Genomic DNA, 22680 nt, shown 5'->3' with positions numbered 1-22680 from the left:
ATTTTTCACCTCTGATTATCCTAACATTTTAACTAAATTAACTAAAATTTCTACTAAAAATTCTCTTTTATGCTTATCTTCCTCTTGATAAATAATATCAGCTAAAGTTTTAATATCTTCTTTGATCTCCTCTTTAGTAGCTATATCATAAGCATCAGCCATTTCTCCTCTAAAGTCTTGCATAAAATAGTCAAATATATTTCCAGCTATCAATCTTCTACCAGAAGATTTTCTAAAGCTTTCATAAGCCTCCATTATCCATTCTAACCTTTCGCTCATTGTTTCTTCCTCCCTTGTTATAGCTCCACTAAGATTGTCTGATTCAGATATAATTATTTTATCTTGATTTAATTCTTCTAAAATTGTAAGTAAAATTAGTGTACCAGCAATAATAACATCAGCTCTTTTCTCTTCTAAACCAATAATGTTTTTTCTCTCTTCAAAATTCTTTGAAAGAAAAAGTGATAGGTTTTCTTTAAGTTCATCTAAAGTTAAAGTTGCCATATGTACTTTGCTACTATCATATATTTCCATTTTATCTCTAACAGATATTTGAGTAGTAGCAGTTCCAGCCACTCCAATTAACTTAAAATCTCTATCTTTTATATTTTTTAAAATTTCAAGATTTTTTCTTATCCAAGCTTTACATTTTTCTAGCTTTTCCTCTGAATAATCATTGTCGCTAAAGAATTTTTCTGTTGCTCTTACAGCTCCAATATTGATACTTTGAATAAAATCAATAGATTTATCTTTTCCTAAGGTAAACTCTGTACTTCCACCACCAATATCAACAACTAAAATTCTATCTTTAAATACAAGAGAGTTTCCTAAAAAATTTAGAGTAGCTTCAGTTTTTCCAGAGATACACTCTATTTTTATCCCAAGCTTTGAAACTTCTTGTAAAAATATATCTCTATTTTCAGCATCTCTTACAGCTGAAGTGGCAAAAGCTCTAATATTTTCTACACCATAAGAAGAGGCTTTCTCTTTATATTTTTTTAAACAATCTAAAGTTCTTTTTATAGCATTAGGATTTAGATTATGAGTTTTATTAACTCCCTCTCCTAATTTTACAATCTCAACATCTTTTACTAATTCCCTCTTTATTTTCTTTCCCTCACTGGTATTTTCTAATTCAGCAATGAAAAGTCTACAAGAGTTTGTTCCAATATCAATTATACCTTTAATATTTTTACCTTGATACATAATTTCCTCGCTTAATAATTTATAGTTTCTTTTAGTAAATTATAGCATAATTTTATATTATCATTCAAAGTATTTTCAAATCATCAAAGTTATTTTTCATGTTGATTTTTTATTTTATATTTCTTTAATGGTATTTGAAATAAGAAAAAAATTATCTATTCCTTTACTATGGGAAAGTGTTATAATATAATATGTAAAAATAAATAATATAAAGGAGCTGTTAAGGTGAAAACTTTAAAAACTTTTTTCTTAATGGGAATAATGACTTTTATTCTTATGATTATAGGTAATGCTGTTGGTGGACGTCAAGGAATGTTGATGGCACTTATAATGGCAGGAATGATGAACTTTATATCTTATTGGTTTAGTGATAAGATTGTTTTATCTATGTATGGAGCTCAACCTGTGGCAGAAAATACACATCTTTATCAGTTAGTAAGTAGATTAGCTAATGAAGCTGATATTCCTATGCCAAAAGTTTATATTATTAATGAAGCTCAACCAAATGCCTTTGCTACTGGAAGAAATCCTAGCCATGCAGCAGTTGCAGTTACAAGAGGGCTTATGGATATAGTTGATGATAACGAGCTTTCAGGAGTAATAGGACATGAGTTAGGACATGTACACAATAGAGATATATTGATTAGTACAGTTGCAGCTACAATGGCAGGAGCTATCACATTTTTAGCAAATATGGCTAGATGGGCAGCTATATTTGGTGGTGGAAGACGAGATGATGATAGAGATGGAGCAAACCCTTTAGCATTGATATTAGTAGCAGTTTTAGCACCTATTGCTGCAATGCTTGTACAAATGGCAATCTCAAGAACAAGAGAGTATAAAGCTGATGAGTTTGGAGCTAGAGTTAGTGGAAACCCTCTATATTTAGCAAATGCTTTAAGAAAACTTGAAAGTTATAGTAGAAGAATTCCTATGCCAAATGCTTCACCAGCAACAGAAAACATGTTTATAGTAAGTCCATTAGCAGGAAATAAGTTAGCTAACTTATTTAGTACACACCCTGCTACTGCTGATAGAATAAAAAAATTAGAAGAGATGTCTTTTTAGGAGGAGATTATGAAAAAATTACTATTAGTTTGTGCTATTTTTATAGGAGCTGTATCTTTAGCTTTCTCAAAGGAGATAATACCAGAATATTATGTAATGGAAAGATTACTTATACCTATTGAAAATTCTAAAACATATAAATATGTTGGATTAGAAGAGATTGAAAAATTTAAAGAATTAAAAGCAATTCAAGTTGATAAAAATGTATTAAAGGGACTTGGAACATCTGAAAATCCTTTTTATATGAAAAGTTCAAATGGAGAAGTAGAAGCAGTAAGAGTTGGGGATTATATAGTTTCTCCATTAAATTTATCAAGTGTTTATTTTATTTCTAAAGATAGCTTTGAAAAAAATTATAGAGATATAAATGCACCAGAAGTATCTATTGAGACAGAAGAAGTTAGTACAATGACAGAAAAAGTAGATACATCAGAGGTAGATGAAGCAAATAACAGAATTAATACAGTAGAAAATTAGAAAGGGGTAAGGAGAAGTGGCAAAGGAGATAAAAGAAAAGACAGATTATTTTTTTAAGGAGCTTTCAAATCAAGGAAAAATGTCTAATATTATTTCTGGAGTAAAAAGAGCTTTGCAAAATTATAAGAGGGCAAACTCTGCTTTATGGGTAACCTCTCTTTGCTTTTATACTTTGCTATCTCTAGTCCCTATTTTTGCAATTTTATTTAGTTTGGGAAACTGGTTGGGAGTTGCAGAAAATCTAATTAAACAGTTAAATAAATATTCACCATTAAATGAGGAGATGATAAATTTTCTTATTACTTTCTCTGAAAATCTATTAGAAAATGCAAGAAGTGGAGTTTTAGCAGGGATAGGTTTTTTATTTTTAGGTTGGACATTGATAACAATGTTTTCAATAATAGAGAAAGCATTTAACGATATATGGCAGGTATCTAAAACAAGAATGATATTGAGAAAGATAACTGACTATGTAGCTTGTTTTTTATTGTTTCCACTATTAATTTTAACTGTTAATGGAAGTATGATAATTTTAGGGAAAAAGCTAGAGGGAATATATGATATATCGCCATATCTTATTCAATTAGTGCCTATTTTAACATTGCTACTATTTTTTACAGCATTATATATGTTGATTCCTAATACAAATGTAAGATTTATCCCAGCATTTTTTTCAGCTATATTTGTTACACTTTTTTTTGCAGGGTTTCAACATCTTTTTATCTTATTACAAGTTATGATTATAACTTATAATAAGATATATGGAAGTTTTTCAGGGATATTTATATTCTTCTTTTGGCTTAAAATTATGTGGTTCTTTGTAATTTTAGGAGCTCATTTGTCATATTTTCTTCAAAATAAAGAGTTAAAATTAGATAGTTTCAATGTGAGGGATATGAGTTTTAAATCAAAAGAGTGTGCTACTTTGATGATAATATATGAATTGATAAAAAGGTATAGAGATGATCTGCACCCAGCAACAGTATTGGAGATAGCTGAGGAATATAATTTATCATATAATTTGGTATTATATATTCTTGAAATTTTTGAAGATAATGGAATAGTGGCTGAAGTTATAAATGAGAAGAGTAGATATGATAGAAGCTATGTTATTGTTAACAATATAGATAGAATAAATTTTCAAAGAATCTTTTCAGCTTTAGAAAATTATGGTGAAAATATAGATTTGATTATAAATAATAGGAATAAAATATTTTTTGAAATTGTTGAGAATAAGAATTATGAAGTGATTTTAAAGGATATTAACATTGATGAAGTTAAATAAAATATTTTTGGAGGAGAGATGAGAAACTTAAATTTATTGATAAAACCAGCATCAAGTAGTTGTAATCTGCGTTGTAAATACTGTTTCTATTATGATGTTGCAGATAATAGAGAAGTAAAAAACTTTGGAATAATGAATGATGAAACTTTGGAAAATATGGTGAAAAGAGTTTTTGAAGATGTAGAATACTCAGCAAATTTTGCCTTTCAAGGTGGAGAACCTACTGTAGCAGGGATAGAGTATTTTAAAAAATTCCATGAATTTGTAGAAAAATATAATGTGAATAAGATACAAGTTAATTTTTCTCTACAAACAAATGGAACTTTATTAGATAAGAAATGGATGGAGCTTTTTAAGAAATATAACTATTTAATAGGTGTTTCTCTTGATGGAAATAAAAATATCCATGATACTTTTAGAATTGATGCCAATGGAGAGGGAACATTTTCAAGAGTGTTAAAAGCTACAAAGATGCTTACAAAAGCAGGAGTAGGGTTTAATATTTTGTGTGTAGTAAATAAATTAATAGCACAAAATGGAAAGCTTATATATAACTTCTTTAAAAATAATGGATTTAGATATTATCAATTTATTCCATGTTTAGATGCTTTTAATTGTTCTAAAGAAGAGGATTACACTCTTACAGCAGAGGACTATGGAAAATTTTTAGATGAAACATTTAATCTTTGGGCTGACGATATTTTATCTGGAAAGAGAATTAGTGTAAGACATTTTGATAATTATACTAAGATAATTTTAGGTGAAGCACCAGAAGCTTGTGATATGGTTGGACATTGTAATATGAATGCTGTATTAGAATCTGATGGTAGCATGTATCCTTGTGACTTCTATGTTTTAGATGAATATAAAGTAGGAAATGTAAATGAAAGTAGTTTTGTAGAACTTTTTAAAAGTGAAAAAGAGCAGGAGTTCTTAAACTCTTCTTTAAAAGTAAATGATAAATGTAAGACATGTGATTATTTTAAAATATGTCGTGGTGGTTGTAGAAGGCATAAAGATTTAATGGCAGATGGAACATATGAAAATAGATTTTGCCAAAGTTATAAATACTTCTTTGAAAGAAATATAAATAGAATGGTAGAAGTAGCAAGATATATTTTAAAAGTAAGAAGTGAAAATAGATAAAAAATAGTAAATAAAACTAATATAAAATATACCTGAAATTTTATTAAATAAGATTTTAGGTATATTTTTTTACTTTATTGATAGAAAAAAAACTTTTTTGAACTAAATTTATACGTATTGTATTATTAAGAATGTAAAAAATATAAAAAAATTTTTTAGATACAAGTTGTTTTAAACCCTGTAAAATAAGGGATGACATGTATGATACAAGTTGAAACCTAGGAAAAACAGGGGTTGACAAGGGATATTCTTGAGATTATACTTAGATTAACAATGATATCATTAAGAAATCCATGGGAGAAAAAATGTTTGTAATTAATAAGGAAAGTGAAACACCTTTATATCAACAATTAGTTTACAGTTTAAAAAAATGTATAAAAGATGGAATTTTAAAAAAAGATGACAAAATTCCAGCAGAGTCGGAATTTTGTGCAAAGTATAATTTAAGTAGAACAACAGTTAGACAAGCACTTAAAATATTAGAAAAAGAAGGTTATATTTATAAAATAAGAGGAAAAGGAAGCTATATATCTTCACCTAAGATATATCAAGATAGGTCAGGATTTAGTAAGTTTTATGATGATGTAAAAAATTTAGGTAAGATACCTGCTTCAAAGATTTTATCAGTAAAAGTTAAAAAACCAAATGAAGTTGTAAGAGAAAAGATGAATCTTTCAGAAGATGATCTTATTTTTAAACTTGTTTGGGTAAGATATGGGAATGACGAGGCTCTTATTTATGAAACTATATATTTAAATTATTCATTAATAAAGGGTATAGAAAATCTTAATTTAAAAACTAAAAAATTATATGATGTACTCAATGAAGAGTTTGGAATTAAGATAACTCATGGAAAAGAGATGTTTTATCCATGTAAGTTAAATACTACTGAAGCTAAATACCTTGAATTAGCAGAGGGAGATTTAGGAATGAAAGTAGAAAGGACTACATTTCAGGGAGATAAAGTATTAGAGTATACTAAATCTACTGTAAGAGGGGATAAATTTATTTATATGACAACTTTTTCGGGGAATAATCACTATTAAAATTAGGAGGAAAAAATGACATTTATTACATTCGTTTTAATAACAGCACTAATAGCATTTGTTTCATGGTTAAAAACTAAAGGGGAAGATGGAAGTGCTAAAGGATACTTCCTAGCAGGAAGAGGACTTACAGCAACAGTAATTGGGTTTTCAATGGTATTAACAAGTCTTTCAACAGAACAACTTGTAGGGGTTAACGCTTCATCATATGCAAGTAACTTTTCAATTATAGCTTGGACAGTTCAATCAGTTGTGCCTCTATGTGTACTTGCTCTATATCTACTTCCAAAATATTTAAAAGGTGGATTTACAACAATACCAGAATTTTTCGAAGAAAGATATGATAGACAAACAAGACAAATAATGTCACTATTATTCTTAGTAGCTTATACATTTGTAATGATTCCAGGAGCTCTATATTCAGGAGCTATTGCATTTACTCAAATATTTGACGTAGAAGCAATGTTTGGTGTTAGCTTCAATACAGCACTATGGGGAGTTGTATGGTTAATAGGAATCATCGGTGGAATATATGCAGTATTTGGAGGATTAAAAGCAGTTGCAGTTTCAGATACATTAAATGGGTTTGCTCTAATAATTGGAGGGGCTATGATTCCTTTCTTTGCTTTAAAATACTTAGGTGATGGAAGTATGGCTAAAGGAGTTGAAATAGTAACTACAACTCATATTGAAAAATTAACAGCTTGGGGAGCAGCAGCAGATCCTGTACCTTGGACAACAATATTCACAGGAATCTTAATAGTAAACTTCTTCTATTGGACAACAAACCAAGCAATTATTCAAAGATCATTAGCAGCAAAAAGCTTAGCTGAAGGACAAAAAGGAATTTTATATGCAGCAATATTCCTATTATTCCTACCAGTAATGTTAAATGTTCCTGGATTAGTTTCATTCCATATTTTTGGAGATTCACTAAAAAATATTGACTTAGCTTATCCAACATTAGTTTCAAAAGTATTACCTAAGCCATTATTAGGATTCTTTACAGCTTGCTTATTTGGAGCTATTTTAAGTACATTTAACTCATTTATAAACAGTGCTGCAACACTATTCTGCTATGATATTTATAGACCTATGTTAAAGAAAGATATCTCTGATGAGGATCTAATAAAAGTAGCTAAAATAGCTGGAACAATCATTGCAATTATCTCTATGATTATAGCTCCATTATTACAATATGGAACTGGAGGATTATTCCTACTATTAAAGAGATTCGCAGGATTCTTTAATATCCCAATAGTTGCACTTGTAGCAGTAGGATTCTTAAATAGAACTATTTCAGGAAAAGCAGCTAGAGCAACAGTATTGTTACACGTTATTCTTTACTACTCATTAGTATGGATATTCAAAGTAAAAGTAAACTTTGTACATGTAATGGGAAGCTTATTTGTATTTGATATAATAGTAATGTTTATCTTAGGAAGTATATTTAAAAGAGAAACTCTATATGTCCCTTCAAATAGGAATAAATCAAATGTAGATTTAACAAGTTGGAAATATGCAAGAGAAGTATCAGCACTATTAATTATTGGATTATGCTACCTATATGCAATACTTTCTCCATGGGGACTTGCAGGAGGAAATGGATTAGGAAAAATCACTATGATATTTGCTGTATTAACAGTGGTGATTTTAGGAATTATTACATTTACTAAAAAGAAAGACAACAATGCAACTATTCAAGTAGAGGCAACAAAATAAATAGAGTAATTTTTTAAGGGAAATATGAGGAGGAAAGAAAAAATGAATAATAATATAGTTTATATATTATTAGATCAAGTTAGGCTTGATATGTTAGGAACTTATGGACATAAAATTGTTAAAACTCCTAACATGGATGCAATTGCAGCAGATGGAGTAAGATTTAATAATGCTTTTACACCAGCTTCAGTTTGTGGACCAGCAAGAACATCTCTTTTCACAGGGCAAATGCCAAGTAACCACGAACTTATGAGAAATAGTGAAAAAGGTGGAGAGGGAGATCCTAAATTAGATAATCCTAATATAATTTCAGGAATGGGAGATTACGCAAATTACCTTATAGGAAAATGGCATGTTGGAAAAACAGTTCTTCCTAGAGATTTTGGATTTAGAGGACATAACTTCGATGGATATGGATATCCAGGAAGTAGAGTTTACAAAAATATGGTATTCGATCAAGGACCAAAACAAGAGCCTAGATATGTAGAATGGTTAAAAGAGAATAACTTTGAAATTCCAGAAGTTACAAATAGTTACTTTGGAGAAAATTCACATTTAAGAGTACAAGAACTTTGTGGACGTTTAAGTGGAACTAGAGAAGCTACTCTTCCCTTCTTCGTAGTAGATGAAGCTAAAAAAGCTGTTTTAGAAGCTAAAAAAGAAAATAAACCATTCTTTATATGGATGAACTTCTGGGGACCACATACTCCTTGTGTAATACCTGAACCATACTATTCAATGTATAAACCAGAAGATGTAAATCTTGATGAAAGTTTCTACAATCCAATGAATGGAAAACCACTTCACTATAAAGATATAGCTAAAATGTGGGGAGTTTGGGAAGCACCAGAAGAAAAATGGAAAGAAATTATCTGTAAATTCTGGGGATACATCACTCTTATAGATGATGCTATTGGTGAATTTGTAAAATTCCTAAAAGAAGAGGGATTATATGAACAACTATTTATGGCTATAACAGCAGATCATGGAGATGCTATGGGAGCTCATAGATTAATAGAAAAAGGGGAATTTATGTTTGATACAACATATAGAATCCCTATGATTGTAAAAGATCCTTGTTCAGATAGAAAGGGAGAAGAGGACAATAACTTTGTTTACCTTCATGATTTAACATCTACTTGTTATGATGTTGCTGGAAAAGAGATTCCTTCATTCTTTGATGGAGAGAGTATGCTACCAATTTTAAGAGAACATAAAAATAATGATAGAAAAGGAATCTTAGGACAACTAGCTGGACATTTTGTATTCTTTGAACAAAGAATGTGGAGAAGAGATGACTACAAAATAGTATTCAACGCAACAGATGTTGGAGAGCTATATGATATTAAAAATGATAAAGGGGAAATAAACAACCTATTCTATAATCCAGAATATGCAGATATTAAAAAAGAGATGCTAGAAGAGTTATATGATGAAATGGTAAAAATAAAAGATCCTCTAGCTAACTGGTTATATAGAATAATTAATGAAATTTAAAAGTTGCTAAAGAGTATAAGGTTATGATATTATCTATAATATGAATAAATATTATGGAGGACAGAATGGTATTAAAAAATTCCAAAAGTCCACTTTATTACCAATTAGCTGAAATTATTTTAAGTGAAATAGAAAGTAAAAATCTAAAAGAGAATGATAAATTACTTACTGAGAGAGAATATGCAAAGAAATATGAGCTAAGCAGAGCTACTGTGAGACAGGCTCTTGCTTATCTGGAAGAAAAAGGATATGTTTATAAGATTCAGGGATGTGGAACTTTTGTTTCATCAAAAGTGATACAACAAAAGTTACTAAAAGTTTATAGTTTTACTGAAGAGATGAAAAAACTTGGCAAAATCCCTGAATCTAAAATTTTATCCTTAAAAAAAATAGTTGGGGATGAAAAAGTAGCAAAAGAGTTAAATCTCAATAGTTCAGATGAAATTTTTGAGCTTGAAAGGCTAAGAATAGCAGACAGAGAGATAATTATGTATGAGCGAACATATATGCCAGTAAAAAAAATGCCAAATCTTTCAAAAAAAGAATTGCTTATTAGTCCATTATATGATATCATTCAAAGTAAGTATAAGATAAACTTTAATAAAGTATTCGAACGTTTTTCTGTTTTAAAAGCAGATGAAAGTGTAGCTAGCATTTTACAAGTAAATAGAAACAGTCCTTTAATAAAATTGCAAAGATGGACATACAGTGGAATGGAGATTATAGAATACACAATAAGTTTGGTACGTGGAGATAGATTTGAATTTGAAGTAGAACTTGAAGAGTAAAAAAGGACTTAAATATAAAAGTCTGATTTTTTTTTAAAAGAAAATTGGTACGGACGATATAACAATTAATTAATGATTCGAGTTTTTTAAAGGAGGACTTATGTCATATTTTGTAGGAGTAGACATTGGTGGAACAAATGTTGAAATGGGAATATTGAATGAGTTAGGAGAGATACTAATTAAAAAAAGTATCAAAACTGATTCAAAAAAAGGAGCAGAGGATACATTTGGAAGAATATGGACAGCAATCAATAGTTTGATAACAGAATTAGGAATAACTAAAGATGATATCAAATCTATAGGAATGGGAATTCCTGGACCTGTATTAAACAATTCTATTGTAAAAATAGCTGCAAATTTTTCTTGGGGAGATAATTTTCCAGCTAAAGAATTAATGGAAAAAATTTCAGGAAAACCAGTTAAAGTTGGAAACGATGTTAAGTTAATAGCATTAGGAGAAACTTTATTTGGTGCTGGAAGAGGTTATAAAAATAGTATAACTATTCCAATAGGAACTGGAATAGCTGCTGGAATCATAATCAATGGAGCTATTGTTGAGGGAGCAGATGGAGCAGCAGGAGAATTTGGACATGTAGTTGTAAACAAACAAGGATACAAATGTGGTTGTGGATTAACTGGATGTTTAGAAACTTACTGTTCAGCAACTGGTATAATTAGAGAAGGAAAAAGAAGATTAGCAGAAAATAAAGACAATGCTCTTTATAGAAGAATAAATGGAAGCATTGACAGTTTAGAAGCTAGAGATATATTTGACTTAGCTAAAGCTGGAGATAAATTCTGTATGGATATAGTTGATTGGTTCTGTGAATATATGGCTGAAGGAATTGGAATGTTATTAAATATTTTAAACCCAGAAATCATAATATTCTCAGGAGGAGTAGCAAGAGCTGGAGAAATTCTTTTAGATGGAGTTAAGAAAAATCTTGCTAAATATGCTTTAGGAATGACAATGGAAAACTTAAAGTTTGCCTTTGGTGAACTAAATGAAGAAGCTGGAATTAAAGGAGCAGCAGCTCTTGTAATGAATGAAAATAAATAATTTTTAAAAAGGAGAGAGTGCAGATGAATTTTAAAGATTGTGTAACTTGGAAAGAGATAGCTCAACAACCAGGAATTTGGAAAGAAGAAGTATCAATAGTAAAAGAAAATATTGAAGCTTTAGGAAAATTTATTGAAGGTGTAAAAGGAAATAAAGTAAAAGTAATATTTACAGGGGCAGGATCATCTGAATTTGTTGGAAATACAATTTGTTCATACATTAACAGCAGAATAGATATCGAAGTTTTATCAGTACCTACAACTGATATCGTTTCTATGCCAGAACAATACTTAGATGCTGATGCAGATATTATATTAGTATCATGTGCAAGATCAGGAAACTCTCCTGAAAGTGTTGCAGCAGTAGAATTAGCAGATAAATTAGTAAAAAATATTCACCACATCTTTATCACTTGTAACAAAGATGGAAAACTAGCTAAAATATCTGAAACAGGAGAAAATAAATATCTTCTATTAATGCCAGAAAGAACAAACGATAAAGGATTTGCTATGACAGGAAGCTTCTCTTCAATGGTAGTAGCTGGAGTTTTAGTTCTATTAAGAAAAGACCTAGATGTATTAGGAGAAAAAGTAGAATATGTAGCTTCTCTAGTTGAAAGAAACCTTGATAAAATAGTTGCTAATGCTGAAATAGTAGCAGATTTAGATATCGAAAGAATAGTATACTTAGGAGATGGAACAAGCAAAGGACTAGCTGAAGAAATCGCTCTTAAAGTTCTTGAACTTACTGGAGGAAAACTTGCTTCATTCTTCAACACTTTCCTAGGATTCAGACATGGACCTAAATCAATAGTTAACGACAAAACAGCTATCGTATGTTTAATGTCAAACAACCCATACACAAGAATTTATGAACTTGATCTATTAAAAGAGTTCAAAAATGAAGGTGGAAAAAAACAAATAATCGTACTAGATACAGTATATGATGAAGAAGTAAAAACTAACTCAAACTACTACTTCTCTTATGAAGATGCTAAATTAGGAGAAATGGAAGATATATTTGCAAGTCTTTCTTACCTAGTTTATGGACAATTAATTTCTCTAATCAAATCAGCTAAATTAGGAATTAACCCAGACAATCCATGTCCTACAGGAGAAGTTAACAGAGTAGTTAAAGGTGTAATTATTCACGAATACAACAAATAATAGAAAATAAATAATTTAAAATTTTAGGAGGAAAATAGATGTTAGTATCAACAAGACAATTACTATTAGATGCTCAAAAAGGAAAATATGCAGTACCAGCATTTAACGTTCATAATATGGAAACAATTCAAACAGTAGTAGAAGCTGCTGCTGAATTAAGATCACCTATCATAGTTGCAGCTACACCTGGAACAATGAAATATGCAGGACCAGAATTCTTCATTAAAATGGTAGAAATCTGTTCTGAAAAATATGATATACCAGTAGCAATGCACTTAGACCACCATGAAAGTTATGATGAAATCATCAACGCTATTCAAATTGGAACTAAATCAGCAATGATCGATGCTTCTCACTTAGATTTTGAAGAAAATATCGCAATGGTTAAAAAAGTTGTTGACTATGCTCACAGATATGATGTAACTGTTGAAGGAGAATTAGGAATTCTTGGAGGACAAGAAGACGACTTAGTAAGAGATGAAAAAGATAGTAAATATACTAACCCAGCTCAAGCTAAAGAATATGTAGAAAGAACTGGAATTGACTCTCTAGCAGTTGCAATTGGAACAGCTCACGGAGTTTACAAAGAAGAACCAAAACTAGACTTTGATAGACTTGCTGAAATCAGAGCAGTTGTAGATGTACCATTAGTATTACACGGAGCATCTGGAGTACCAGCTGAACAAGTTAAAAAAGCAATCGAATTAGGAATTACAAAAGTAAATATCGCAACAGAATTAAAAATGCCATTTGCTGAAACACTAAGAGAAGTATTAGTAAATAAACCAAATGAAAGTGACCCTAGAAAATATTTTGGACCTGCTAAAGAAGCAATGAAAAAAGTAGCAATTGAAAAAATATTAATGTGTGGAAGTAACGGAAGAGCATAGTTATGAAAAAAATACTAACTGTTACTTTAAACCCTGCAATTGATGTTAGATATAATGTTGAAAACATGAGAATTGGTGAAGTAAACAGAACTAAACATATTGAAAAAACTGCAGGTGGAAAAGGAATAAACGTAAGTAGGGTTATAAATCAACTTGGTGGAGATGTTACAGCAACAGGAATAGTTGGTGGATTTACTGGAAAACTATTTCTTTCAAAATTAAATGCTGGAAATATAAAAAATGATTTCTTAGAAACAAGTTATGAAACAAGAACTTGTATAGCAGTTATAGATAAAGATATAAAAGGAATTACAGAATTTCTTGAATCAGCAGAAGGAACTACAGAAGATTTCGAAAAATTCATGGAAAAATATGTAAATATATTAGAAAATGAAAAAGTAGAAATTGTATGTGGATCTGGAAGCCTTTTAAAAGGAATTGGTAAAGATGCTTATAATCCTTTAATTGAAGAAGCCCACAAAAGAGGAATTAAATTTATTCTTGATACAAGTGGAGAATCTTTAGTAAAAGGAATGGAAGCAAAACCATTCTTAATAAAACCAAATCAAGAAGAGTTAGAAGATATTACTGGAAAAAAATTCAACAATCTTTCTGAAGTAGTAGAAGCAGCTAAAGAGTTAGTAAAAACTGGAATTCAAGTTGTAATGGTTACTCTTGGTGGAGATGGAGCTATTTTAGTAACTGATAAGGTAGTTTACAAAGGAACTTTCCCAAAAGTAGAGATAAAAAATACAGTTGGTTCTGGAGACTCAACAATAGCTGGAATGGCATTTGGACTATCTAAAGAGATGGAATTAAAAGAGTGTTTCAGATTAGCAGTAGCTTGTGGAACAACAAATGCTATGCTTGATAGTACTGGAAATATTGATCTTGATATCTTAAAAGATATTTTAGAAAAAATAACAGTAGTAGAACTTTAATTAGTCGATCAAAATCCTTTAAATAAAAAACTCCCTTTGGTTACAAAAGTAATCAGAGGGAGTTTTTTTATGCTAATACTATTTAACAGCAACAACTTCTATTTCAACTTTAACATCTTTAGGAAGTCTAGCAACTTCAACACAAGCTCTAGCAGGTTTTACATCTCCTAGGTATTCAGCATAAACTTCATTAATAGCTGCAAAGTCATCCATGTTTTTAATGAAAACTCCAGCTTTAACTACATCTTTCATAGAGTATCCAGCTTCTTCAAGAATAGCTTTTACATTTTCAAGAGATTGTCTAGTTTGAGCTTTTACACAATCAGAAACAAGAGTCATAGTTTCAGGAACAAAAGGGATTTGTCCAGATACATAAAGAACTCCATTTACTTCAATAGCTTGTGAATATGGTCCTAAAGCAGCAGGTGCTTTATCAGTGTGAATAACTTTTTTCATTTTTGCCTCCTAATTAAAATTTTAAACTAAATAAATAGTTCCTATTTCTTGAATTATACAATATATTCTTTTAAACTTCAACATTAAAACTTTTTCACAAAAGAGTAAAGAAATTAGTAATTACTTTAATTTGTCAATTTCACTTTCACCAAATATTTCAATTCCATTTTTAAGTAAAAGATCAGCTGTAACACCATTTCCAACAATTAAATTTTTTGAAAAAGTTCCATCATAGATTTTTCCACAACCACAAGAGGGACTTTTTTCTTTTAAAATAGCTTTTTTACAATTATATAGTTTAGCAATTTTTAAAGCTTCCTCAGCTCCTAATTGATATTCTTTAGTCACATCTACTCCAGCTTGATTTACAACCTTGTTGTTTACTCTTTCAGCAGGGATTCTAGGAGTTGGTAGCCCACCAAGTTGTTCAGGGCATACAGGAATCAGATTATATACCTCTATAAGTTTTTCAATTTCAGGTAACTTTTTTTCTTTAGCATCATATCTACATTTTAATCCTAATAGACAACCACTAATTAAAATATTCATAATAACTCCTCAACTTTTTTTCTAAATATTTCAGGAACTTTTTTTAATTTTTTCTCTTCATAATTATAAGCAAGTAACAGAGTAGATCCATTTATTGCTAGTTTCTCTTCTTGATTATAGATTTCATAGTGAAAGTTAAATTTAGTTTTTTCTAGCTCAATTTTAGTTATTTTAATTGTAATCTCATCATTTAAAAACAGCTCTTTGTTGTACTCAACATAGCTATTTCTTTGAATTACTCCTATTCCATCACCTATATTAAGTTCTGATAATCCAAGTGATTCAAAAAATTTAATTCTAACCATTTGAAAGAAAACTAAAGCTCTTTCATTTCCAACATGTCCACCATAATTAATATCTTCTTCTTTAATTTTATATTTTATTGAAAACATCTTATCACCTCACAATATATTAATTATAGTATATTTTAGTGAAGAAAAAAAGAAAAAACATAATTATTGTATTAGCTTTATTTTTATAAAATGATATAATAATAAAATAGATTTTATTAAGGAGGGCATTTTTGTGTCAGGAAAAATTAATTTTTATTATGGAGTTGTAGGTTCAAGAAAATCTTCTGAACTACTTTTAACAGCTCATAGAAATAAGAGTGTAGGAAAAAAAGTAGAGGTTTTTCAACCTTATAAAAATGATAGAGATGGGCATGTAGTTTCGAGTAGAGCTATGGAATATACTTTAGAAGCAGTTGTTGTGGATGAGGAGTTTAATTTTTATGAATACTGTAAAAATCATGAGTTAGATCTAATTTTAATTGATGAATTTCAATTTTTATCAAAACATCATTGTGATCAATTAGTTCAAGTGATGATAGATTTTGATATTAATATCTTTTTATATGGATTGATGAGTAACTTTAGAGGGGAACTATTTCCAACTGTTGCTTATATGCTTCCATATATGACAACTTTAAATGAGATAAAGACTGTATGTGGACATTGTGGAAAGAGAAAGGCTACAATGAATGTGATGATAGGAGATGTTGAAGCTGATAGTGATGGAATTTCAGTGGGGAATCACTATAATGGAGTGTGTACAGTTTGTTATATGGAGCTAACTAAAAATAAAGTTAAATAAACTATAATTTATTTTTCTTCTCCTAATATCAGCTAAAATGGAATTTGGAGAAGAATATTAGAGAGAGTTACGAAATCTGACGCTAAAAATTCCGACGTGTTTGAGACGAAGTCGAGTTTCGGAATTTTAGTCAGATGAGTATTACTCTCTCTTTATTCTTTGACATGGAATTTAGCTGATATTTAAAAAGAAATAGAGATAACTAAACTTGAATAATAATCGCTAAATACAAAGGTACTTTGTCAAAAACTAGCGATATGCTGGATAACTGAGCTTAGTTAGATAAAATTTTATTATTTTCTAGCACAATCAGTAGCAGAACCAACTAAAATTTCAAGTCCATGGTTAAGGGTAGAGATAATATACTCTAAAGATTCTCTTACAGCTTTAGGGCTTCCAGGAAGATTAATTATAAGAGTATCTTTTCTAATACCAGCAGCAGCTCTTGAAAGCATAGCTCTCTTTGTAATAGTCATTGAGTAAGCTCTAATAGCTTCAGGTATTCCAGGTACAACTTTTTCACAAACCTCTAGTGTAGCTTCAGGAGTTACATCTCTTTTAGAAAATCCAGTTCCCCCAGTAGTAATTATCAGATCAGCAAGATTGTTGTCACAAATATTTTTTAGAGTATCTTTAATTAAAGAATATTCATCAGGAATTATAATTTTTTCAGTAATAGTATAACTATTTTTTAATAAAATTTCTTCAATAACATTAGAGGAAATATCTTCTCTCTCACCTTTATATCCTTTATCACTCATACAAACAATAGCAGCTCTAAACATTTTAACACATCCTTTTAAATTTTTAATATACATGAATTTTAAAACATAAATTGGAAAAGTTCAAGGTAGATTGCTTGATATATTATTTAAAATTTGTTAAAATTATTTCATATGATAATAGAAATTGAGGTGGCAAAATGAAGAGAAAAACAGTGATTTTCTTTATTATAAATATATTTTTTATCTTTATTTTAGGATGTGCAAAAGAGGAAAAAAAAGTTATTACTGTAGGAGCAGAGATAAGCTTAAAGGGAGCACTTAATCAAATAGTAGAACAATTTCAAGAATCAAATAAAAATATTATAGTTAATATTGAGTTTGATGCTTCTAAACTTTTAAGAAAGCAAGCCTTAAATGGAACAAATTTAGATCTTCTTCTTTTGTCTTCAAAAGAGGATATGAATGAGTTAAAAAAAGAGAAAGTAATATCAGAAAGTAAAGAGATTTTAGAAAATAGTATGATTATAGCAGGAAGAAAAAAAATTGATCAATTAGAGGAGATAAAAGGGTATAGAGTAGCTATTGGTGATCCTGAATTTTCACCTGCTGGAGCTTATTCAATAGAAATTTTAAAAAACTTAAATCTATTTAAAGATATAAAACCAAATATAATTTTAGCTAGAGATGTTAGAAGTGCTATGCAGTATGTAGATCTATATGAAGTAGATTATGCTTTTATATATAAAACAGAAAGTAAGGTTATGAAAAATGCTCAAATAGTTTATGAAGTTTCTGATGAACTACACACACCTATTGTATATAGTTGTGGAATATTAAGTGGAAAAGAGAGAGAAGAAACTAGAGAGTTTTATAAATTTTTAGGAAATGGTAACTCAAGAGAGATATTTTTAAAATATGGTTTTAAAGTTTTAGATCCTAGAAATAAGATAAATGTTGAAAAAATAAAAAGTAAAGAGGAGAAAAAATAGAGATGGATTTTACACATTTTAATGAAAATGGAATGGCTAGAATGGTAGATGTAAGTGAAAAAAATGAAACTCAAAGAAAAGCTACTGCTAGAGGCTATATTCAAATGTCAGAGAGTACAATTCAAGCTATAAAAGATAGAAAATTAAAAAAAGGTGATGTGCTTTCAGTTGCTCAAGTTGGAGGAATATGTGGAGCTAAAAAGACATGTGATCTGATTCCAATGTGCCATAATATTCTTTTAACAGGGGCAGATATAAATTTTGAAATAGAAAGTGATAGAGTTTGGATAGAAGCAACAGTTAAAACAACTGGTAAAACTGGAGTTGAAATGGAAGCTTTAACAGCAGTAAGTGTAGCAGCTCTAACAATATATGATATGTGTAAGGCTATAGATAAGCATATGATTATAGGTGATATAAAGCTTATAAGTAAAACTGGTGGGAAAAGTGATTTTTTACTAAAAGATTAATAGAGTTTTTTAATGATTATTAGGGGTAAAAAAATTTATTCTTGATAATCATTTTTTATTTGCTTTATTTGGATAAATAATTGGAAAGAACTTTTTAGATTGAAAGGGAAGATAAAATAATGTATAATTAATAAGATAAAATAATATATAAAGTTAGAAAAAAGGAGAAGCCAAAGAATGAGTTTAGAATATTTTAATAAACTATCTCCTTCAAGGAAATTGATAATAGGATTTTTATTAGCTATTATAGTTGGAACACTATTATTAATGATGCCCTTTTCTCTAAATGAAGGTGAGAGTTTGGATTTTCTAGAATCTATGTTTACAATAGTTTCTGCAATTTGTGTTACAGGATTAACAGTAGTAGATGTAAGTAAAGTTTTTAATCCCATAGGAGATTTGATAATACTATTTTTTATTCAACTTGGTGGATTAGGAGTAATGACCTTTTCTTCAATTATCTTTATGGTAATGGGAAAAAGAATGACTTTTCATGAAAGAGAATTGTTAAAAGAGGAGAGAAATGCAGATAGTAGTGGAGAGATATCTAATTTTATAAGAAAACTTCTTTTAACAGTTTTTGTAATTGAAAGTATAGGAGCATTGATTTTAGCTTGGGAATTTTCTAAGGAGATGCCTTTGAATAAAGCTTTATTCTTTGGAGTGTTTCACTCAGTTTCAGCCTTTTGTAATGCTGGATTTGCTCTTTTTTCAACAAACTTAGAGGCATATAAAGCTAACCCTGTTATTAATTTAACAATAGCTTATCTTATAACTCTTGGAGGAATAGGATTTGCAGTTATTAGTTCAGTAATAATGGTTATAAGAAAAGGAGTAGATAGATTTAATCTCACTTCAAAAGTTGCAATTATAATATCTATGATTCTTACTTTTGGAGGGATGATTGTATTTTTTATTTTAGAGTATTCAAATCCAACAACTTTAGGGGATCTAAATTTCTTTCAAAAGATTTTAGCTTCATATTTCCAAAGTGTAACTTTAAGAACAGCAGGATTTAATACAATACCATTAAAAGATTTGAGAGCAGCAACTATTTTTATCTGCTGTATTCTTATGTTTATTGGAGCTTCTCCAGGATCGACAGGAGGAGGAATTAAAACTACAACTTTTGGAATAATTCTGTTTTATGTAATAGGAATAGTAAAAAAGAGAGAGAGCATTGAGATTTTTAATAGAAGATTAGATTGGGAAGTAATGAATAGAGCTTTAGCAATCTTAGTTTTAGCATTGACTTATGTCAGTGTAATAATAACTTTACTATTAATAATTGAGGATTTTCCCGTTGAAGAGATTATTTTTGAAGTTATTTCAGCTTTTGGAACAGTAGGATTGACTTTAGGAATAACACCAGAACTATCTTCTATATCTAAGCTATTGATTATAGTAACAATGTTTGTAGGAAGATTGGGACCTTTAACATTTGCATTGGCTATAGGTGAAGATAAGAAAAAAGCATTGATAAAATACCCTAAAGAGAATATTCTAGTAGGATAAGATTTGGAGGAAAAATGAGAGAGTATTTAGTAGTAGGACTTGGAAGATTTGGAACAAGTATAGCACAAACTCTATATGAATCTAATGAGGAAGTATTGGCTATTGATGTGAATGAAGAATTGATACAAGAGGCTATAAATGGAAATATAGTTGATAATGCAGTAATTGTTGATGCAACAGATATGAAAAGTTTAAAAGAATTAGGAGTAAGTAATTTTGATGTTGCCTTTGTTTGTACTGGAGATGTTGAGGCTAGTATTATGATAACTCTTAATCTTAAAGAGTTAGGGATAGAAAAGATCATTGCTAAGGCAAATAGTAAAAGCCATGGAAAAGTTTTAGCTAAGATAGGAGCTACTAAGGTAATATATCCTGAAGAATATATGGGAAGAAGAGTTGCTCAATTAGCAATGGAACCTAATATGATAGAACATTTGAGATTCTCATCAGAATTTTTATTATTAGAAGTAAAAGCTCCATCAGTATTCTGGGGTAAAACTTTGATTCAATTAGATATTAGAAAGAAATATAATGTAAATATTGTTGGAATAAAGAAAGAGAATCAATCTTTAACACCAAATCCATCAGCAGATAGTTTGATAGAAAAAGGGGATATTCTTTTGGTAATCACAGATACTAAAACAGCTGATTATTTAGAGAATTTAAAGTAATTAATTTATAGAGTTTTAGGAGGAAAAAATGCAAAATTATGATGTTATTGTAGTAGGAGCAGGTCATGCAGGTTGTGAAGCAGCTTTAGCAGCAGCGAGAATAGGGGCTAAAACAGCTATTTTTACAATAACTCTTGATAATATAGGAGTCATGTCTTGTAACCCATCTTTAGGAGGACCAGCAAAATCACACTTAGTTAGAGAGATAGATGCACTAGGTGGAGAGATGGGAAGAAATATAGATAAGACTTTTATTCAAATAAGAGTACTTAATACTAAAAAAGGACCAGCAGTTAGAGCATTAAGAGCACAAGCTGATAAAGTTAGATATAGTAAAGAGATGAAAAAAACAATTGAAAATTGTGAGAACTTATGCTCTATTCAAGGAATGGTTACTGATATAGTAGTTGAAGATGGAAAAGTAATAGGAGTTAAAACAAGAGAGGGTGTAGAGTATAGAGCTAAATATGTAATTATAGCCACAGGAACATTTATGAGAGGGCTTATTCATATTGGAGATAAACATTTTAGCGGTGGAAGAATGGGAGAACTTTCTTCAGATGATCTACCACTATCATTGGAAAAAGCTGGATTAAAACTTGCTAGATTTAAAACTGGAACACCTTCGAGAATAGATGCAAGAAGCATAGATTTTTCAAAAGTTGAAGAGCAACCAGGAGAATATGATGAGATACTAAAATTCTCTACTAGAACACCAGATGAAGAGTTAATAGGAAGAAAACAAATCTCTTGTTATATAACTCATACAAATGAAACAGTACATGATATTATAAAAAGCAATAAAGATAGATCACCTCTATTTAATGGAACAATTCATGGAACAGGACCAAGATACTGTCCTTCAATAGAAGATAAAGTATTTAGATATACAGATAAAAATCAACACCATCTTTTCCTTGAAAGAGAGGGATATGATACAAATGAGATCTATTTAGGGGGATTATCATCATCTCTTCCAACAGATGTACAAGATGGAATGGTAAAAAATATAGAGGGATTAGAAAATGCTCATATTATGAGATATGCTTATGCCATAGAGTATGATTATATTCCACCTCAAGAGATAAAATATAGCTTAGAAAGTAAAACAGTAGAAAATCTATTCCTAGCTGGACAGATAAATGGAACATCTGGATATGAGGAAGCAGGAGCACAAGGGCTTATAGCAGGAATCAATGCCGTTAGAAAGATGCAAGGGAAAGAACCTGTTATTTTAGATAGAGCAGATTCATATATTGGAACATTGATAGATGATTTAGTTTCTAAGGGAACAAATGAGCCATATAGAATGTTTACAGCTAGAAGTGAATATAGACTTCTTCTAAGAGAGGATAATGCAGATTTAAGACTTTCTAAAATAGGATATGAGATAGGATTACTTCCAGAGGAAGAGTATAAAAGAGTTGTAAAAAAAGAGCAAGATGTAGAGAGAATAAAAGATATTTTAGAAAAAAATTATGTTGGACCAAGCAACCCAAGAGTAAATGAGGTATTGAGAAAATATAATGAGGCAGAATTAAAAGATGGATGTACATATTTTGAGCTTTTAAGAAGACCAGAAGTAAAATATAGTGATATAAAATATATAGCTGAAGGAGCAGGACTTGACTTAGGAGAAGAGTGTCCAAAGGATACAGAATATCAAGTAGAGGTTCAAGTAAAATATTCAGGATATATTGAAAGATCAATGAAGATGATAGAAAAACATAAAGGACTTGAAAATAAAAAGATACCTGCTGATATTGATTATGATTCAATGGAAAATATTCCAAAGGAAGCAAAGGATAAATTAAAGAGTGTAAGACCATACAATATAGGGCAAGCATCAAGAATTTCTGGAGTATCTCCAGCAGATATACAAGTACTTTTAATATACTTAAAGACAAGGGGTAACTAA

At 29.7% G+C, this 22680-nt stretch carries 23 protein-coding genes; 18 read left to right on the top strand and 5 right to left on the bottom strand.

Going from position 1 to position 22680, the window contains the following annotated elements; all coding sequences use genetic code 11:
• Positions 1-15: 15 nt before the first annotated feature.
• A complete protein-coding gene (locus I6E31_03195) occupies positions 16-1206 on the bottom strand; it encodes a Ppx/GppA family phosphatase (GenBank protein ID MCF2638977.1) in 1191 nt (396 codons plus the stop codon).
• 225 nt (positions 1207-1431) lie between these two features.
• Between I6E31_03195 and htpX the strand changes: the two genes are divergently transcribed.
• From htpX to pfkB, 12 genes are all read left to right on the top strand, one after another.
• Positions 1432-2274, top strand: a complete 843-nt coding sequence (htpX, locus tag I6E31_03190; GenBank protein ID MCF2638976.1) for a zinc metalloprotease HtpX — start codon at positions 1432-1434, stop codon at positions 2272-2274.
• Positions 2275-2283: 9 nt separating this feature from the next.
• Positions 2284-2751 carry a hypothetical protein gene (locus I6E31_03185; GenBank protein MCF2638975.1) on the top strand — a complete coding sequence of 156 codons (468 nt, stop codon included), beginning with the start codon at positions 2284-2286 and terminating at the stop codon, positions 2749-2751.
• A gap of 79 nt (positions 2752-2830) precedes the next feature.
• On the top strand, positions 2831-4036 hold the full coding sequence (locus I6E31_03180) for a YihY family inner membrane protein (protein ID MCF2638974.1): 1206 nt from the start codon (positions 2831-2833) through the stop codon (positions 4034-4036).
• Positions 4037-4054: 18 nt separating this feature from the next.
• Positions 4055-5182: an anaerobic sulfatase maturase gene (locus I6E31_03175; GenBank protein ID MCF2638973.1), complete on the top strand. Its 1128-nt coding sequence runs from the start codon at positions 4055-4057 to the stop codon at positions 5180-5182.
• A 305-nt stretch (positions 5183-5487) separates the two neighbouring features.
• The gene (locus tag I6E31_03170; protein ID MCF2638972.1) at positions 5488-6228 is read left to right on the top strand and encodes a GntR family transcriptional regulator; all 741 of its coding nucleotides are present in this window, start codon (positions 5488-5490) and stop codon (positions 6226-6228) included.
• Positions 6229-6243: 15 nt separating this feature from the next.
• On the top strand, positions 6244-7950 hold the full coding sequence (locus I6E31_03165; GenBank protein ID MCF2638971.1) for a solute:sodium symporter family transporter: 1707 nt from the start codon (positions 6244-6246) through the stop codon (positions 7948-7950).
• Between the two features lie 42 nt (positions 7951-7992).
• Positions 7993-9447: a sulfatase-like hydrolase/transferase gene (locus I6E31_03160; protein MCF2638970.1), complete on the top strand. Its 1455-nt coding sequence runs from the start codon at positions 7993-7995 to the stop codon at positions 9445-9447.
• A 65-nt stretch (positions 9448-9512) separates the two neighbouring features.
• Positions 9513-10235: a GntR family transcriptional regulator gene (locus I6E31_03155; GenBank protein MCF2638969.1), complete on the top strand. Its 723-nt coding sequence runs from the start codon at positions 9513-9515 to the stop codon at positions 10233-10235.
• A gap of 100 nt (positions 10236-10335) precedes the next feature.
• A complete protein-coding gene (locus I6E31_03150; protein ID MCF2638968.1) occupies positions 10336-11295 on the top strand; it encodes an ROK family protein in 960 nt (319 codons plus the stop codon).
• A 23-nt stretch (positions 11296-11318) separates the two neighbouring features.
• Positions 11319-12461 (top strand): SIS domain-containing protein, encoded by a 1143-nt coding sequence (locus tag I6E31_03145; GenBank protein ID MCF2638967.1) that lies wholly within the window; start codon positions 11319-11321, stop codon positions 12459-12461.
• Between the two features lie 38 nt (positions 12462-12499).
• A complete protein-coding gene (locus I6E31_03140) occupies positions 12500-13351 on the top strand; it encodes a tagatose bisphosphate family class II aldolase (protein ID MCF2638966.1) in 852 nt (283 codons plus the stop codon).
• 2 nt (positions 13352-13353) lie between these two features.
• On the top strand, positions 13354-14292 hold the full coding sequence (gene pfkB / locus I6E31_03135) for a 1-phosphofructokinase (protein MCF2638965.1): 939 nt from the start codon (positions 13354-13356) through the stop codon (positions 14290-14292).
• 78 nt (positions 14293-14370) lie between these two features.
• Here pfkB and I6E31_03130 read toward each other — a convergent pair whose 3' ends face one another.
• The 3 genes from I6E31_03130 to I6E31_03120 all read right to left on the bottom strand — a co-directional run bounded on the left by I6E31_03130 (position 14371) and on the right by I6E31_03120 (position 15689).
• Positions 14371-14748, bottom strand: coding sequence for a RidA family protein (locus tag I6E31_03130; protein ID MCF2638964.1), 378 nt, complete (start codon positions 14746-14748; stop codon positions 14371-14373).
• A gap of 120 nt (positions 14749-14868) precedes the next feature.
• On the bottom strand, positions 14869-15297 hold the full coding sequence (locus tag I6E31_03125) for a DUF523 domain-containing protein (protein ID MCF2638963.1): 429 nt from the start codon (positions 15295-15297) through the stop codon (positions 14869-14871).
• Positions 15294-15689 (bottom strand): acyl-CoA thioesterase, encoded by a 396-nt coding sequence (locus tag I6E31_03120; protein MCF2638962.1) that lies wholly within the window; start codon positions 15687-15689, stop codon positions 15294-15296. The genes I6E31_03125 and I6E31_03120 overlap by 4 nt, the downstream gene beginning before the upstream one ends.
• 133 nt (positions 15690-15822) lie before the next feature.
• Between I6E31_03120 and I6E31_03115 the strand changes: the two genes are divergently transcribed.
• Positions 15823-16392 carry a hypothetical protein gene (locus I6E31_03115; protein MCF2638961.1) on the top strand — a complete coding sequence of 190 codons (570 nt, stop codon included), beginning with the start codon at positions 15823-15825 and terminating at the stop codon, positions 16390-16392.
• Positions 16393-16685: 293 nt separating this feature from the next.
• On the opposite strand, the gene I6E31_03110 is transcribed toward I6E31_03115, so the two are convergent.
• Positions 16686-17177, bottom strand: a complete 492-nt coding sequence (locus I6E31_03110) for a MogA/MoaB family molybdenum cofactor biosynthesis protein (protein ID MCF2638960.1) — start codon at positions 17175-17177, stop codon at positions 16686-16688.
• A gap of 137 nt (positions 17178-17314) precedes the next feature.
• Between I6E31_03110 and modA the strand changes: the two genes are divergently transcribed.
• The 5 genes from modA (at position 17315) to mnmG (ending at position 22680) form a co-directional block, all read left to right on the top strand.
• Entirely contained in the window at positions 17315-18106 is a 792-nt protein-coding gene (gene modA, locus I6E31_03105; protein MCF2638959.1) for a molybdate ABC transporter substrate-binding protein, read from the top strand.
• 2 nt (positions 18107-18108) lie between these two features.
• Positions 18109-18576, top strand: a complete 468-nt coding sequence (moaC, locus tag I6E31_03100; protein ID MCF2638958.1) for a cyclic pyranopterin monophosphate synthase MoaC — start codon at positions 18109-18111, stop codon at positions 18574-18576.
• 177 nt (positions 18577-18753) lie between these two features.
• On the top strand, positions 18754-20091 hold the full coding sequence (locus I6E31_03095) for a potassium transporter KtrB (GenBank protein MCF2638957.1): 1338 nt from the start codon (positions 18754-18756) through the stop codon (positions 20089-20091).
• Between the two features lie 14 nt (positions 20092-20105).
• Positions 20106-20762, top strand: coding sequence for a TrkA family potassium uptake protein (locus I6E31_03090; GenBank protein MCF2638956.1), 657 nt, complete (start codon positions 20106-20108; stop codon positions 20760-20762).
• Between the two features lie 28 nt (positions 20763-20790).
• Positions 20791-22680, top strand: a complete 1890-nt coding sequence (gene mnmG / locus I6E31_03085) for a tRNA uridine-5-carboxymethylaminomethyl(34) synthesis enzyme MnmG (GenBank protein ID MCF2638955.1) — start codon at positions 20791-20793, stop codon at positions 22678-22680.

Origin of the sequence: Fusobacterium varium, from assembly GCA_021531615.1 — a bacterium.
GTDB classification, from domain to species: Bacteria; Fusobacteriota; Fusobacteriia; order Fusobacteriales; family Fusobacteriaceae; genus Fusobacterium_A; species Fusobacterium_A varium_C.
The sequence above is the reverse complement of the archived record's forward strand: the minus strand, read 5'-3'. Positions and strand labels throughout refer to the sequence as shown.